This window comes from Neisseria sp. WLZKY-1 (assembly GCF_046546535.1).
Lineage (GTDB): Bacteria > Pseudomonadota > Gammaproteobacteria > Burkholderiales > Neisseriaceae > Neisseria.
Window position 1 is genome coordinate 12,190 of record NZ_JBKGTW010000014.1, and the last position, 14,377, is coordinate 26,566.

General features: G+C 61.4%; 17 protein-coding genes and 1 pseudogene. 13 read left to right on the plus strand and 5 right to left on the minus strand.

What is annotated here, in order from left to right; genetic code table 11:
- The first annotated feature begins 11 nt into the window (after positions 1-11).
- Together ACLD9W_RS05535 and ruvX are read left to right on the plus strand one after the other, a co-directional pair.
- A complete protein-coding gene (locus tag ACLD9W_RS05535) occupies positions 12-563 on the plus strand; it encodes a YqgE/AlgH family protein (protein ID WP_410841121.1) in 552 nt (183 codons plus the stop codon).
- Positions 556-1,029: a Holliday junction resolvase RuvX gene (gene ruvX / locus ACLD9W_RS05540; protein WP_410841086.1), complete on the plus strand. Its 474-nt coding sequence runs from the start codon at positions 556-558 to the stop codon at positions 1,027-1,029. Before ACLD9W_RS05535 ends, ruvX begins: the two co-directional genes overlap by 8 nt.
- Before the next feature lie 270 nt (positions 1,030-1,299).
- Here ruvX and ACLD9W_RS05545 read toward each other — a convergent pair whose 3' ends face one another.
- From ACLD9W_RS05545 to ubiA, 3 genes are read right to left on the minus strand one after another with little or no spacing between them, the layout of a single operon-like run.
- Entirely contained in the window at positions 1,300-1,803 is a 504-nt protein-coding gene (locus tag ACLD9W_RS05545; protein WP_410841087.1) for a hypothetical protein, read from the minus strand.
- Between the two features lie 60 nt (positions 1,804-1,863).
- Complete coding sequence (locus ACLD9W_RS05550) at positions 1,864-2,109, minus strand: hypothetical protein (RefSeq protein WP_410841088.1); 246 nt, start codon at positions 2,107-2,109, stop codon at positions 1,864-1,866.
- On the minus strand, positions 2,067-2,942 hold the full coding sequence (gene ubiA / locus ACLD9W_RS05555; RefSeq protein WP_410841089.1) for a 4-hydroxybenzoate octaprenyltransferase: 876 nt from the start codon (positions 2,940-2,942) through the stop codon (positions 2,067-2,069). Before ubiA ends, ACLD9W_RS05550 begins: the two co-directional genes overlap by 43 nt.
- A gap of 250 nt (positions 2,943-3,192) precedes the next feature.
- Here ubiA and ACLD9W_RS05560 point away from each other — a divergent pair, with 250 nt between their 5' ends.
- The 5 genes from ACLD9W_RS05560 to ACLD9W_RS05580 all read left to right on the plus strand — a co-directional run bounded on the left by ACLD9W_RS05560 (position 3,193) and on the right by ACLD9W_RS05580 (position 6,055).
- Positions 3,193-3,450, plus strand: coding sequence for a hypothetical protein (locus ACLD9W_RS05560; protein WP_036496640.1), 258 nt, complete (start codon positions 3,193-3,195; stop codon positions 3,448-3,450).
- Between the two features lie 274 nt (positions 3,451-3,724).
- Positions 3,725-4,465, plus strand: coding sequence for a carbonic anhydrase (locus ACLD9W_RS05565; RefSeq protein ID WP_410841090.1), 741 nt, complete (start codon positions 3,725-3,727; stop codon positions 4,463-4,465).
- Between the two features lie 247 nt (positions 4,466-4,712).
- Complete coding sequence (gene lolA / locus ACLD9W_RS05570; protein WP_410841091.1) at positions 4,713-5,330, plus strand: outer membrane lipoprotein chaperone LolA; 618 nt, start codon at positions 4,713-4,715, stop codon at positions 5,328-5,330.
- A 294-nt stretch (positions 5,331-5,624) separates the two neighbouring features.
- Positions 5,625-5,834: a hypothetical protein gene (locus ACLD9W_RS05575; RefSeq protein ID WP_410841092.1), complete on the plus strand. Its 210-nt coding sequence runs from the start codon at positions 5,625-5,627 to the stop codon at positions 5,832-5,834.
- A gap of 56 nt (positions 5,835-5,890) precedes the next feature.
- Positions 5,891-6,055: a hypothetical protein gene (locus ACLD9W_RS05580; RefSeq protein WP_410841093.1), complete on the plus strand. Its 165-nt coding sequence runs from the start codon at positions 5,891-5,893 to the stop codon at positions 6,053-6,055.
- Between the two features lie 181 nt (positions 6,056-6,236).
- Here ACLD9W_RS05580 and ACLD9W_RS05585 read toward each other — a convergent pair whose 3' ends face one another.
- A complete protein-coding gene (locus tag ACLD9W_RS05585; RefSeq protein WP_410841094.1) occupies positions 6,237-7,397 on the minus strand; it encodes an NnrS family protein in 1,161 nt (386 codons plus the stop codon).
- An 85-nt stretch (positions 7,398-7,482) separates the two neighbouring features.
- Positions 7,483-7,851 carry a hemerythrin domain-containing protein gene (locus ACLD9W_RS05590; RefSeq protein ID WP_410841095.1) on the minus strand — a complete coding sequence of 123 codons (369 nt, stop codon included), beginning with the start codon at positions 7,849-7,851 and terminating at the stop codon, positions 7,483-7,485.
- A gap of 77 nt (positions 7,852-7,928) precedes the next feature.
- Between ACLD9W_RS05590 and ACLD9W_RS05595 the strand changes: the two genes are divergently transcribed.
- The 6 genes and pseudogenes from ACLD9W_RS05595 to gltS all read left to right on the plus strand — a co-directional run bounded on the left by ACLD9W_RS05595 (position 7,929) and on the right by gltS (position 14,361).
- The gene (locus tag ACLD9W_RS05595; RefSeq protein ID WP_410841096.1) at positions 7,929-8,378 is read left to right on the plus strand and encodes an RrF2 family transcriptional regulator; all 450 of its coding nucleotides are present in this window, start codon (positions 7,929-7,931) and stop codon (positions 8,376-8,378) included.
- A gap of 100 nt (positions 8,379-8,478) precedes the next feature.
- Positions 8,479-9,429 (plus strand): hydroxymethylbilane synthase, encoded by a 951-nt coding sequence (gene hemC / locus ACLD9W_RS05600; RefSeq protein WP_410841097.1) that lies wholly within the window; start codon positions 8,479-8,481, stop codon positions 9,427-9,429.
- 76 nt (positions 9,430-9,505) lie between these two features.
- Positions 9,506-10,276 carry a uroporphyrinogen-III synthase gene (locus ACLD9W_RS05605; protein WP_410841098.1) on the plus strand — a complete coding sequence of 257 codons (771 nt, stop codon included), beginning with the start codon at positions 9,506-9,508 and terminating at the stop codon, positions 10,274-10,276.
- Positions 10,254-11,723, plus strand: coding sequence for a uroporphyrinogen-III C-methyltransferase (locus ACLD9W_RS05610; protein WP_410841099.1), 1,470 nt, complete (start codon positions 10,254-10,256; stop codon positions 11,721-11,723). The genes ACLD9W_RS05605 and ACLD9W_RS05610 overlap by 23 nt, the downstream gene beginning before the upstream one ends.
- Positions 11,720-12,937, plus strand: a complete 1,218-nt coding sequence (locus ACLD9W_RS05615) for a heme biosynthesis HemY N-terminal domain-containing protein (protein WP_410841100.1) — start codon at positions 11,720-11,722, stop codon at positions 12,935-12,937. Before ACLD9W_RS05610 ends, ACLD9W_RS05615 begins: the two co-directional genes overlap by 4 nt.
- A 197-nt stretch (positions 12,938-13,134) precedes the next feature.
- Positions 13,135-14,361 (plus strand): annotated as a pseudogene (gltS, locus tag ACLD9W_RS05620) (sodium/glutamate symporter).
- The last annotated feature ends 16 nt before the right edge of the window (positions 14,362-14,377 follow it).

Below are 14,377 nucleotides of genomic sequence, written 5' to 3' on the forward strand. Positions count from 1 at the left end.
TCCTCCAAATTATGGACAAGCTCACCGACCATTTCCTCATCGCCACGCCCGCGCTGGAAGACTCGTTTTTCAGCGGCAGCGTCGTTTATCTGTGCCGCCACGACGAAGACGGCGCGCTCGGCGTCGTGATCAACAAACCCTCGCCGATACCGATGGAAGCCGTGTTTTCCGCTTCCGACACGCCCGTTCCCGAACGCTTTAAAAACCGTCCGATACTGGTAGGCGGGCCGGTGCAGATAAACCGCGGCTTCGTCGTCCACTGCCCCGCAGGCGAATGGAGCAGCAGCTTTTCCGTCGGCGGGGAAAACGCCGTCACCACCTCGCGCGACATCATCGACAAACTGGGCGACAGCGGCGCGGTGGAAAAGGCCATCGTCACCATCGGCTGCTCGAACTGGGAATCCGGCCAGCTGGAAAACGAGCTGGCGCAAAACGTGTGGATTGCCGTGCCCGCCGACGGCAGCATTCTGTTCGACCTGCCGCTCAACCGCCGCTACCGCGCCGCCCTCTCCAAACTCGGCATTGAACCGGCTTCGCTGGTGAAAGGCGCAGGCCATGCCTGATGTTTTTCCCGCGCCGCAGGGCACTTGTCTGGCCTTCGATTTCGGCGAAAAACGCATCGGCGTGGCGCAGGGCAGCGCGGAAGTCGGCATCGCCCATCCGCTGTCCACCGTTTCCGCCGAAGCCAACGAAACCAAATTCGCCGCCATCGCCGCCCTGATACGCGAATGGCAGCCTGATTATTTGGTGGTCGGCCTGCCCGTGCACAGCGACGGTACGGAACACGAACTCACGCGCCTCGCCCGCAAATTCGGCCGCCGCCTGCATGCCCGCTTCGCCCTGCCCGTTTACTGGGCAGACGAGCGCCTCACTTCGCTTTACGCCGAAAGCCTGCTGGCAGAGGCGCGGGTGTTCGGCAAAAAGCAAAAAACCATGCTCGACAGCGTGGCCGCGCAGGCGATTTTGCACGGCTTTTTCCACGGCGGCGCGGCGGAGTATTGGGACGGGGAGGAAACGCAGGAAGGCTGACACGCCGCGAATGCAGTCAGGCCGTCTGAAAATGCTTTTTCAGACGGCCTGACTTGTTTTTTATAGTGAAACAACACGGAAAGATACAAGGCAGCAAGCCGCAGACAGTACAGGTAGTACGGGGCAGGTTTTCTTGGCATTTCCAATGCCGTAGAAAACCGCCCTCTTCGGGCTAAGGCGCAGCAACGCCGTAGATTTTCTATTTTGTTTCACTATATGTCTGTTCACATACCTGTATAGGCGTCAAACAGCTCTCTGGCGTGCAGGCGGTCAGTCAAAATAGCGGTAGGGATAGCGGTCAAACAAGTTCGGCGCGATGCGGTTGAGCGTATCGGCAAAATCTTGCCTGCGCGCGGGGACGGCGAAATGGTGTTCGTTGGCATCGATGGCTTGCCATGTTTGGTTGAGATAGGCGGACAGTTCCAAAAACTGTTCAAAGGTGATGCCGAAATCAGCGATGGCGGCGGACGTGATTTCGCCTAAATCGTGGTCGTACCAGCAGATGTTACCGTCGCGGCGCAGCAGCCAGAAATCGCCCTGCCCCGAGCTGCCGATTTGCCAATATTGCCCGCGCAGTTCGGGATATTCCTGCCACAAATAGCGGTTGGCGCAGACGGCTTCGGCGGTGTTGAACAAGGATGCGTCGCCGTAGGTTTCGCGGGCTAAATCCAAGGCAGCAAGGGCGTTGGCATAGCTTGGGATGTTGAACGCAGCAAGTTCGGGCGGCGTGGCATCGGGGGCAGATTTTTTGGGGAACAGGGTTTCGGGGCGCATGGAGTGTCCTTTGCGGGGGATTGGCGGAATGGTTTTCAGGCTGCCTTGATGTGGCATAGATTAGCGGTAGTCATACACTTTCAGGCTGCCTGTCAGCCATTCGGTTTCATACTGCCCGCTTTTTGCCAGCGCGGTGGCAAGGGTTTGGCGGCAGACGGTTTCGGGCAGCGGCACGATGATGTATTCAATCTCTACCAGCGCGATAGGTCCTGCGATGTAGTCGCTGGTGTAGCCGCGATGTTGGTCAGAATAGATTTCCAGTTCTATGTCGTATAGAAAAAGTGGGCGGCGATGGCGGCAAACCACAGCGCGCCGAGGCGGTTGTTGGCGAGAAACTCGTGAAAGCAGGTGTCGCGCTCGCGCGTGCGCACGGCTAGATACTGTTTCCATTGGAAGCGCAGAACAAAGGGAACGGCCAACCAAAACGGCCAGGACGCACCGATGGCAATGCCCGCCGCCACCATCAGCACAGTAGACAGCAGGTGGCAGACAAGCACGGCTTCGGCGTCGTAACGGCCGAAGGTGATGGCAGACGTTTTGATGCCGATTTTTAAATCATCTTCCTTGTCGGCCATCGCGTAGGCGGTGTCGTAGGCCAGCGTCCAGAACACATTGGCGGCAAACAGCAGCCAGGCGGCGGGGGGCACGGCACCGGTGACGGCGGTGAAGGCCATCGGGATGCCGAAGGAAAAGGCGAGGCCGAGATAGAGCTGCGGAATGGGGAAGAAACGTTTGGTAAACGGATAGCTGAGGGCGAGAAACAGTGCGGGCAGGCTCATCAGCCAGGTGGCGCGGTTGAGCGGCAGGAGGCACAGCGCGGCGGCCAGACACAGGGCGAGGGTCAGCAGCAGGGCTTCTTTTTTCGACACTTCGCCGCGTGCGAACGGGCGGTTTTTCGTGCGCTCCACCGCACCGTCGAAACCGCGGTCGGCAAAATCGTTGATAACGCAGCCGGCGCTGCGCATGAAAAACGTGCCAAGTACGAAGGCGGCCAGAATAAGGAGGTCGGGCAGGCCGCGCGCCGCCGTCCACAGTGCCCACAGTGTCGGCCACAGCAGCAGCATGGTGCCGATCGGCTTGTCGGTGCGCATCAGGCGGCGGTAGATGTCGGCTTTTTGCAACAGGATTTTCTTGTCCATCGGAGTGCTTCGCGTGTTTGAGGCCGTCTGAAAAAGCCCTCGGGCAGTTTCAGACGGCCTGTGAAAGGGCGCGATTATGCCTGATGCGGCGGCAAATTCAAAACGGGCGGCGGCGGTTTGTCAATGCGAAAGAATGCCGTTTGTCGGCACAATATGCCGTCTGTCTTTACGCGATTTAATCTGCCGTTTGCTTTTTCCCGCCGTTTGCGCCGTTTATAATCGCGCCTCCCACATGGTTCGGTTCTGACTTATGAAACGTTCGGTTTTCTGCCCGCTGCTGCTGGCTGCCGTAGGACTCGGCTACATCGTTCTCTTTACCTGCGCCGTCAATTTCGCGATGGCGTATTTCTTCCGTTTCAAAATGCTGGCCGAACCGATGGCGGTGGTGATAACCGTGGCGCTGGCGGCCTCCTTCCTGTTTGCCTCCCCGTTGCTGCCCTACTGCCGCAGGCTTTACGACCGCTGCGGACAAAAATGCCGCCGCTATTTCGGCCAACGGGTGCTTTAAAAGCGCTTTGGCGCAAAACAATTTGAAATACGGCGCATCAGGCCGTCTGAAAACTTCCGTCCGCACCGCGGCAGGCGTTTTCAGACGGCCTGATGCTTGTTGCCCGATAAAGGCCGCGTGAATCCGAAGCGGCGGCGCACGTTTACAAAAATCCGCAATATGTTTGCGTAAGGTCAAGAAAAAACGGGGAGGAAGGCTATTTTTACGATTGATAAAAATTCTTGCCGTTCGCATAATCCCGCACTTTCCCAACCCGACGCAAATAGGAGACTACATGAAACTGCGTTTATCCGTATTGGCCGCCGTCTGCGCCGCAACCCTTCCCGCATTCGCCGCCGCCCATTCCGACTGGTCATATACCGGCGACAGCAGCCCCGAACACTGGGGCGGCATCAAGCAGGACTACGCCGCATGCAGCAGCGGCAAAAACCAGTCGCCCGTCGATTTCGCCTCCGCACAGGCGGCCGCGGGCAACAGCGTGAAATTTGCCTATGCCCCGTCGGCCTACACCGTGGAAAACAACGGCCACACCATCCAGGCCACGCCCGAAGGGCAGCCGCAAACCATCAGCCTCGGCGGTAAAACATTCACGTTCAAGCAGTTTCATTTCCACACGCCCAGCGAACACACCTTCCGCGGCAACGCCTATCCGATGGAAGTCCATTTTGTCCACCAGTCCGACACGGGCGAGCTGGCCGTACTCGGCGCCGTTTTCACCAAAGGCCGTGAAAACCCCGCGCTCAAACTGCTGCTGGCGAAAAAACTGCAAAGCGGCGAAAAAACGGCGCTGAGCGGCAAACTCGACGTCATGCCCCTCTTTCCGAAAGACCGCCGCCACTTCCGCCTGAATGGCTCGCTGACCACGCCGCCGTGCAGCGAGGGCGTGAACTGGGTTGTGTTCAAAACCCCCGTTGCCGCGAGCGAAGCCCAGCTTGACGCCATGCGCGCCATGATCGGCCAAGAAAACAACCGCCCCGTGCAGCCGCTCAACGCCCGCATCGTTATCGAAGAATAAGCCGCTTGATGCCGTTTCCGCCCCCGCACGCCCTGCCGCCTGCGGGGGTTTTTGCCGCCCGTTCGGTGCGTAAAAACGTGGCGGCGGGTTAAATAAATGTCAAAACGAAAGGCCGTCTGAAAACCAAAACCGCTTACCGCACAAAGCATTATCCGCTTTACACAAATTAAACGCCGCGCGCGGCACTTGCCTGCACACGGCCAGCCTTTATACTGCCGCCCGTTGCAACCCACCGTAAGGACACCGCATGAAACGCACCACATGGTTCAAAACCGCCGCCGCCGCACTCGCCTGCGCCGCAGGCTTCGCCCAGGCCGGCGCCGTCGACGCCCTGCAAAAATTCAACAGCGACGCCGACGGCCTCAGCGGCACGTTCAGCCAAACCGTGAAAAGCAAAAAGAAAACGCAAACATCCGGCGGAACCTTCCAAATCCTCCGCCCCGGCCTCTTCAAATGGGAATACGCCAAACCCTACAAACAAACCATTGTTGGCGACGGCACGCACATCTGGCTTTACGACGCCGACTTGAAGCAGGTCACCAAATCCGACCAAGCGCAGGCCATTGGCGACAGCCCCGCCGCCATCCTCTCCGACAAAACCGCGCTGGCCGCCAGCTACAGCCTGAAAGAAGACGGCTCGGCCGAAGGCATAGACTACGTTCTGGCCACGCCGAAGAAAAACAACGCGGGCTACCGCTTCATCCGCATCGGCTTCAAAGGTGACACCCTAGCGGCGATGGAGCTGCAAGACGGCTTCGGCAACCACACCGCCATCCGCTTCTCCGCCGTCGACACCCACCCCAAACTCTCGCGCGGCGCATTCAAATTCACCCCGCCCAAAGGCGTGGACGTATTGAGCCAGTAAACCCGACAATCCGGGCTGCTCCGTCTTTTGGAGCAGCCTTTTTTATCGGAGGCCGTCTGAAAAGCGCCCTCCCGAGCAAGCGCAGAAGCGGCGGCCTGAAATCCTGCAGTTTCCAAAGAAGGAAATCCCGCCCATCCCCGCCAACTCAAAAAACGCTGGGACGTTTATCCCACTCTGCAAAACTGCCGCTTCACCCGCATCAAAAAATCCAGCCGCCTGAGCTTTCTCAACAGCCTACTGGAAAACTGCACCTTTGAGGGCGACATCCACAAAGCCGACTTCGACGCTACGCCCATGAAAAACTGCACCTTTTCAGGCAGCCTGAAAGACTGCGCGTTCCAAGGCGAATTTTCGTTGGAGCAGCAAGACGCCCAAACCCCGCTGGAAAACGTCGATTTCAGCCAAGCCGAACTGCTGGCCTGCACCATCGCCAATTACGACTTCGGCACAAGCCAAACCCTCGCCGCACAACTGCATCGTCCATTAAACCCAAGCGTTTTATGAAGCCCTTGCCGCCTTGATTCGGCAACAAAAAACCGCGCACGCCGAAAGTCTGCTGGATGAAGCGGAAGACTGCCGCCCGCACCCACAAACCCTCCTACGGCGTATTCCATGCCGACCAATTGGCGACCCTCTCGCCCAAACACTACGACGCCGAAACCAGCCGCCTGTTTTACAACTGCGTCTGCCAAGCTGCCGAAGCCACGGGCTGCCGCGTGAAATAGCTTTCAGGCTGCGCCGAAGCCGCGCTTTCAGACGGCCTCTTGCCCCGAAGGCCGTCTGAATCTCCAAGCCGTACTTTTCAGACGGCCTCCTGTCTGTCCCGTCCCGCCTATCTCCCGTGCGGCAACGGCAAAAGGCCGTCTGAATTTTTCAGACGGCCTTTTGTTTCGGCAGGGCGGCGGGTCAGCCGGGTTTGCCGTCGAGGCGCGGGCGCAGCAGCCAAGGGGTGTAGCGCCAGGCGTACATCAGCAGGGAGACGGCGAAGAGGGCGGCGGAGAGGCGCAGGCTGTGCTGGTAGCCGGTTTGGTTGACGTAGAGCATGACGGCGGCGAGGATGCGCACGAGCAGGGCGGCGAGCATCAAGCCGAAGGCCGCCGGCATGGGTTTGGGCGCGGGGTAGAGGTTGCGGCCGGTGTGGCCGAGGGCGGTGCGGGTCATCATGCTGACGGTGAGCATGCCGATGCCGCCGACGGCAACGAAGTGCACGCCCGCGCTCATCAGCTGCGGCTGCCATTGGCCGATGCCCATCACAATCAGGCCGAGGGCGGTGGCGGCGTAGCCTGCGTGCAATGTCCACAACAGCGGCTCTTTGGCCGTGCCTTTCGCCCACCAGCGCACGGTCTGCACGAGGCCGAGGATGCCGCAGGCGATGCCGCAGAAGGCGGCCAGCGGCAGGGCGGTGTGAAGGGACATCAGGGCGGCCATCAGCATGGGCAGGGCGAGGGGGGCGACCAGCGCCCATTGCGGCGAGGCGGGCTGCGGGGTGTTGAGGCGGCGCGAGGTGAAGAAGGCGATGATGCGCGAGCCGATCAGGCCGATAAAGCCTGCCACCATCACCAGCCCGGCAAACAGGTTTTGCTGCAATGATGCGGTGTTGCCGTTGGAGAGGGCGGTGTGGAAGACGGCGAGGGTCAGCCCCATCAGAACGAGAGCGGCAACGGCGATGTAGTTGCGGCTGCTTTTGGCCGCGAAGACGGATTGTCCCATGTAGTAGGCGGCGAGCCAGTAGAAGGCGGTGCCGCAGAGGCCGGAGAGGAGGGCGGTTTGCGGGATGAAGGAGAAGAGGCGTGCCAGCAGCCAGCAGGCGACCAGCAGAATCAGCCTGCCGCCGCCGACGGGCGGCTGTTTTGTCCAGGTGGCGACGGCGGTGAGCAGGAAGGCGACGACCACGCCGCCGGCGTAGCCCCAAATCATTTCGTGGGCGTGCCAGAAGAAGCCGGGCAGAGCGGAAGTGCCTTGGTAGCCGAAGCCCCAGAGGAGGACGGAAACCGCGCCGTAGATGGCGGTGAGGGAGTAGAGCGGGCGGAAGGCCATCGCCCAGACGGGGTGTTTGGAGAAGTTCATGGCGGTGTGTTTTCTTGTGGTTTGGTTTTTCGTGTTTGAGGCCGCCTGAAACGGGTGAAAACCGTTTTTTCAGACGGCCTTTTTGTCATTCTGCGGGCGGCAGCAGGGTTTCGACGGCGGGGAAGAGTTCGCGCTCTTCAAAACGGGCGTGGTCGCGCAGCAGGGTGGCGAATTTCACGTTCCAGGCGGGATTGGTGTAGGCGGGGGAAACGTGCATTTCGCGCAATTCGGCATGTTCGGCTTCGAAGCGGCCGCGCAGGTCGTCGCGGCCGAGTTTTTCCCACAGCGGGGCGAACATGGTTTCTTCGTGGACGAAGTGTTTTTCCAGATCGATGTAGTGCTCGTTGATGTCGGCGGAATGGTCGGTTTCGGGATGGCGCAGGATGCGCGTGCACAGGGCGAGTGTGTGGTGGTGCTCGTGCGACAGGGGGATGAGGGCAGGGTGGCGTTTCATTGTTTTTGTCCTACGGCTGCGGGCGGTTTGTGTATAATGTTGCACATATTATGAAACTTTAACATTGCGCTGGCAATATGTACCTGACCCAACAAACCGACTACGCGCTGCGCGTTTTGGCCTACGCCGCAGTGAACAACGAAGACCTGGTCAACATCTCCTCCATCGCCGAAGTCTACGGCATCTCCAAAAGCCATCTGATGAAAGTCGTCACCGCCCTCGTAAAAGGCGGTTTTCTTGAAAGTGTGCGCGGCAAAGGCGGCGGCCTGCGGCTGCGGCGGCGCGCCGAGCTCATCCGCATCGGCGATGTCGTGCGCCATATGGAGCCGATGAAGCTGGTCGAATGCATGGGCGCGGGCAACCAGTGCCTGCTCACCTCCTGCTGCCTGCTCACCGCCGTGCTCAACGACGCGGGCAAAGCCTTTCTCGACCACCTCGACAAATTCACCCTCGCCGACATGATCAACAAGCCCACCTTCGATATACTCTACACGCCGAAAATCACCCTCGCCGCCGCAAGCACCTAACGCAGCGATGCCGTCAAAAGGCCGTCTGAAAGCGCCCCGCCGCCTTTTCAGACGGCCTTTCTGTTAAACTACGCCGCATTTTCCACAGCAAGGACAACCCGTGAACGCACCCGCAAAACTCGTTATCGCCAGCCGCGAAAGCGCCCTGGCCATGTGGCAGGCCGAACACATCAAAGGCCGTCTGAAAGCCCTCTATCCCGCCTGTGACATCACCATCCTCGGCATGACCACGCGCGGCGACCAAATCCTCGACCGCACCCTGTCCAAAGTCGGCGGCAAAGGACTTTTCGTCAAAGAACTCGAACAAGCACTGGCCGACGGCCGCGCCGACTTGGCCGTCCACTCGGTAAAAGACGTGCCCATGGATCTGCCCGACGGCTTCGCCCTCGCCGCCATCGGCGAACGCGCCAGTCCCTTCGACGCCCTCGTCTCCAACCGCTACGACAGCCTCGCCGAGCTGCCCGCAGGCGCCGTTGTCGGCACATCCAGCCTGCGCCGCGAAGCCCAGCTGCGCGCCAAATACCCCAAGCTCCGTATCAAACCCCTGCGCGGCAACGTGCAGACCCGCCTCGCCAAACTCGACAACGGCGACTACGACGCCATCATCCTCGCCGCCGCCGGACTGCAACGCCTCGGCCTCGACGGCCGCATCCGCGAAATCCTCAGCCCCGCCGACAGCCTGCCCGCCGCAGGACAAGGCGCGCTCGGCATCGAAACCGCCGCACACCGCACCGACCTCCTCAGCGTCCTCGCCCCCCTCAACCACCCCGCCACCGCCGCCTGCGTCACCGCCGAACGCGCCCTAGCCCGCGCCCTCGGCGGCAGCTGCCAAATCCCGCTGGCCGCCTACTGCACCGAAGAAGATGGCACACTCACCCTGCGCGGCCTCGTCGGCCACCCCGACGGCTCGGTTATCATCCAAGCCGCCGCCCAAGCCCCCGCAGATTATGCCGACGCCCTCGGCCGCGCCGTCGCCAAACGTCTGGCCGAACAGGATGCCGAAGCCCTGATCGACGCCGTGTTGGCTGAACAGGCGCAAAAACAGGATTAAACGCCCGCCGAACCCAGTGCCGCCGCCCCGCAGAAACAGGTTTCAGAAACAGGTTTCCCGTGTTTCAGACGGCCTGATGCCCTCTCCCATCCAACCTCCATCCGCCATGAAAACCCTTCTGATCGTCCGCCCGCCCGAACAGGCAGCCGCCGACCTGCAAACCTGCGCCGCCGCGGGCTGGCGCGGCATTGTTGCCGCCCCCTTTCTGATTGAACCCGATGCCGCCGCCCTCGCCGCGTTGCCCGCACGCTTTCAGACGGCCGCCGCCGTGTTCTGGGTCAGCCCCTCCGCCGTGGCCGCCGCCGCGCCGCATCTCGATTTTTCAGACGGCCGCATCGTGCAGATTGCCGTCGGCGAGGCCAGCCGCAAAGCCCTGCAAGCCCGCTGCCCGCACCCCGTGCTCGCCCCTGCCGACGGCAAAGACAGCGAAGCCGTGTTGAGAATGGACGTGTGGGACACCCTGCCGCGCGGCGTAGAAATTCTGATTGTGCGCGGGAAGGGCGGGCGCGAATGGCTCGCCGACACGCTGCGGCGGCGCGGGTTTTCCGTGAGCGCCGCCGAAGTGTATTTCAGACGGCCTACCGCGATAGATTGGCCTGCCGTGGCCGCCGCCCGGCCCGACGCGGCATGGGTTGCCTCGGGCGAAGCGGTGCGCGGCCTCTTCGCCGGAGCGCCGCTGCCGTTTAGGCAAACGCTGCAATCCTTGCTATACTTAACCCACCACAAACGCGTCGCCGAAGCCCTTTACGCGGCAGGCGCAGAGCGCGTCGCAGTGATCGAATCGCTCGATGCCGACACTTTAAACCAATACATGGAGCAAACCGATGAGCGGACAAGAAACCGATAAAACCCCCGCCGGCAACGGCGCTCAGCCCGAAACCCCGAACACAGCGCTTTCAGACGGCCTAAACGAAAACAGGCCGTCTGAAAGCGCTTCTGCCGCTGCGGGCGCACAAAACGCCCATGCGCCCGTCGTGATCCGCCAAAGCGGCGGCCGCGGCTTGGCCGCAGGCGCGCTGGTGCTGGCGCTGCTGGCCGTTGGCGCCAGCGGCTTTTTGTTCGTGCAGGGACAAAACGTGCTGAAAATGCAGGAAATGGCCTTCGCGCAGAAAATCGACCAGGCCGCCGTCGGCGAGAGCGAAAACGCCAAAATCTTGCAGGAAAACAACCGCCGCCAGGCCGAGCTGGCCGCCGCGCTGATGCAGCTTTCAGACGGCCAAAGAGCCGACCGCGAGCGCATCGACAACACCTCCCGCGCCTATCAGGAGCTGCTGCGCAGCCGCGCCGACTGGCTGGTGGACGAAACCGAAGCCACGCTGAACATGGCTTCGCAGCAGCTTCTGCTTTCGGGCAACGTGCCCGTGGCGGTAACCGTTTTGGAAAACATCGAAAGCCGCCTGAGCCGCTTCGACCAGGCCGACCTGCTGCCGATCAAACAGGCCGTCAGCAGCGATTTGGCGGCGCTGAAAAACCGCCCGTACCTTGACGTTTCGGGCACCGCGCTGCGCCTCGACCGCCTCGAAGCCGCCGTGTCGGGCATGCCGCTGGTGTTGGAAAGCACCTTGCAGCCCGGACGCGCCGAACCCGAACCGCAGGACGACCCGAACGCTTCGTGGTGGCGGCGTACATGGAGCAAAACCCTGACCGAGCTGGGCAGGCTGGTGGAAGTGCGCAGGCTCGACAGCAGCGATGCCATGCTACTCGCGCCCGACCAGGCTTATTTCGTGCGCGAAAACCTGCGCCTGCGCCTGCTCGACGCCCGCATCGCCCTGATGCAGCACAACGGCGAAGTGTTCCTGAGCGATTTGAACGCCGCCGAAGCGGCGGTAAAACAGTATTTCGACAGCCGCTCGCCCGCCACGCAGGCCTGGCTGAAAGAATTGTCCGACCTCAAATCGCTCGATATGCGCCAAGTGTCGAACGAGTCGCTCAAAGCCAGCTTGGCCGCCGTGCGTGCCTATCAGGACACCGTGCGCGGCACGGTTGCCGTGCGCTTGGACGATGTCAAAACCGCGCCGCAGGAAGCACCCGCCTCCGCCGTAACGCCGTCTGAAAAAGCCGAAACCGCCGCTTCCGAAGCAGCCGCGCAGCCCGCCTCCGCTCCTGCCGCGCCGTCTGAAAAAGCGCAGGAAGCCAAAACGCAGGAAGCGCCGAAAGCCGACAAGGCGGGAGACAAAGCGGCCGAGAAGTCGTCTGAAAAAACCGCCAAACCGGCCGAGGGCGGCAATAAAGACGCCAAGCCCGCCGCGCCCAAAGCTGCCGAGCCGGCCAAAGCGAAAGGCGGTGCGGCATGAAAGCGCTGCTGTGGTTAATCGTCCTCTTCGCCGCAGGCGTCGCCCTGTCGGTGGCCTCCACCATGTTCGGCGGCAACGTCTATTTCGCCGTCGGCAACACGCTGGCACGCGTCGATTTGAAACTCTTCGTGCCCGCGCTGATTGTGGCCGTGGTGCTGCTTTACATTGTTATCCAGCTTTTGGGCGGCCTGTTTAACGTGCCCGCCCGCCTGCAACGCTTCGGCACCGCGCGCAAAGGCCGCAAAGCGGGCAGCAACCTGAACGCCGCCGGTTTGGCCTATTTCGAGGGCAAATACCAGAAAGCCGAACAGGAAGCCGCCAAAGTCCTCGCCAACAAAGAAGCGGGCGAAAGCCGCTCGCTGGCGCTGATGATTGCCGCCCATGCCGCCGACCGCATGAACGACGCCGCGCTGCGCGACCGCTACCTGCACGAAATCGCCGCGCTGCCCGCTGCCGCCCAGCTTTCGCGTTATCTGATGCTGGCCGAAGACGCGCTCAACCGCCGCGACTACCCCGCCGCCGAAGAAAACCTGGCCGCCGCCGCCAAAATCAGCCCGCGCCTCACCCGCCTGCTGCGTTTGCAGCTGCGTTATGCCTTCGACCACGGCGACGCCGCCGAAGTGCTCGACAAAACCGACGATCTGCAAAAACAAAACGCTGCCAATCCGCACGAAGCGGCGCAGTACCGCGACTGGGCATACCGCCGCCTGCTGGCCGAAGCCTCGGATTCAGACGGCCTCAAACGCGTTTTGAAGCGGATTCCCGACGAAGTGAAAAACGGCGCGCTGTGTGCTGCCGTAGCCGAAAAATACGAAAACCTCGGCCTGTATGCCGCCGCCGCCGCATGGGTGGAAAAACATTATCCGCAAAACGGCCGCGCCGACCTGCTGCCGCCTTTCGTGCGCAGCGCTTCATTCCTCGCCGACAAAGACCGTCTCAAAGCGCTCGATGCCGCCGAAGGCTGGCTGAAAACGCGCCAAAAAGACGCCGCCCTCCTGCTCGCCCTCGGCCAACTGGCCGAAAACAGGCAGCTTTGGGGCAAGGCGCAGGGTTATCTGGAAGCCGCCATCGCCGAACACGACAGTCCGCAGGCGCGTTTGGCGCTGGCCAAAGTTTTCGACAAAACGGGCGACGAAGCCGCCGCGCAGGAACAGCGCCTGCGTGCTCTGACGCTGGGCGAACCCGAACTTTCCCTGCCCGCGCCGCAAGGCTGATTGCCAGCACACTAAGGCCGCCAAACCGAAAAGGCCGTCTGAAAACCGTCTGCCCCGCAGCCGACGCCGTTTTCAGACGGCCTTTCCGCATCCCGAGCCTGCCGTCCGAGGCAGCGGTTTTGACAAAGCACCGCGCATGCCCTTAATATTGCCCGCCTTAACATATTTTAGCTTTACACAAACGAAGAGGAGCATTTATGCAAGACAACGCATGGGTTTTCAACGGCTATTACACCTTGATTGCCGCCACCATCGTGCTGCTGATCGGCAGAATGATGGTGAAAAAAATCAAATTCCTGCAAGACTTCAACATCCCCGAACCGGTGTCGGGCGGCCTGTTGGCCGCATTGGTGCTGACCGTGCTCCACTCGGTTTACGGCGTCAGCTTCCAGTTCGACAAATCGCTGCAAACCGCCTTCATGCTGATTTTCTTCACCTCCATCGGCCTGAGCGCCGATTTCTCGCGCCTGAAAGCGGGCGGGGTGCCGCTGGTGGTGTTTACCCTTGTCGTGGGCGCGTTCATCCTTGTGCAGAACGCCGTCGGCGTCGGCCTGGCTTCCGCTTTGGGACAAGACCCGCTGCTCGGCCTGATTGCCGGTTCGATTACGCTTACCGGCGGCCACGGCACGGCGGGCGCGTGGGGGCCGACCTTTGAGTAGAAATTCGGCTTTGTCGGCGCAACCGGCCTGGGCATCGCCGCCGCCACCTTCGGCCTCGTTTTCGGCGGCCTGATCGGCGGCCCCGTCGCCCGCCGCCTGATTAACAAACAGGGACGGCAGAAAATCGACCGCGCCGCCGCGCAGGAAGACAACAGCGCCGACGACGTGTTTGAAAACCACGACAAAGTACGCCTGATTACCGCCGATTCCGCCATCGAAACGCTGGCCATGTTCGCCGCCTGTCTGGCGTTTGCCGAAATCGTCGACGGCTACGACAAAGAGTATTTCTTCTTTGACCTGCCCAAATTCGTTTGGTGTCTGTTCGCAGGCGTCGTGCTGCGCAACATCCTGACCATCGGTTTCAAACTCAATATGTTCGACCGCGCCGTCGACGTATTCGGCAACGCCTCGCTGTCGCTGTTCCTCGCCATCGCCCTGCTGGACTTGAAACTGTGGCAGCTGGCCGGCATGGCCGGACCGATGGCTATCATCCTGGCCGTGCAGACCGTAGTGATGATTCTCTACGCCACCTTCGTCACCTACGTCGTGATGGGACGCGACTATGATGCCGCCGTCCTCTCCGCCGGACACTGCGGCTTCGGCCTCGGCGCAACGCCGACCGCCGTCGCCAATATGCAGTCCATCACCCAGAGCTTCGGCCCCTCGCACAAAGCCTTCCTGATTGTGCCGATGGTGGGCGCCTTCTTCGTCGACATCATCAACGCCCTGATTCTGTCGGGCTTCGTCGAATTCTTGAAGAAATAAGTAAAGCGAAAGCAAA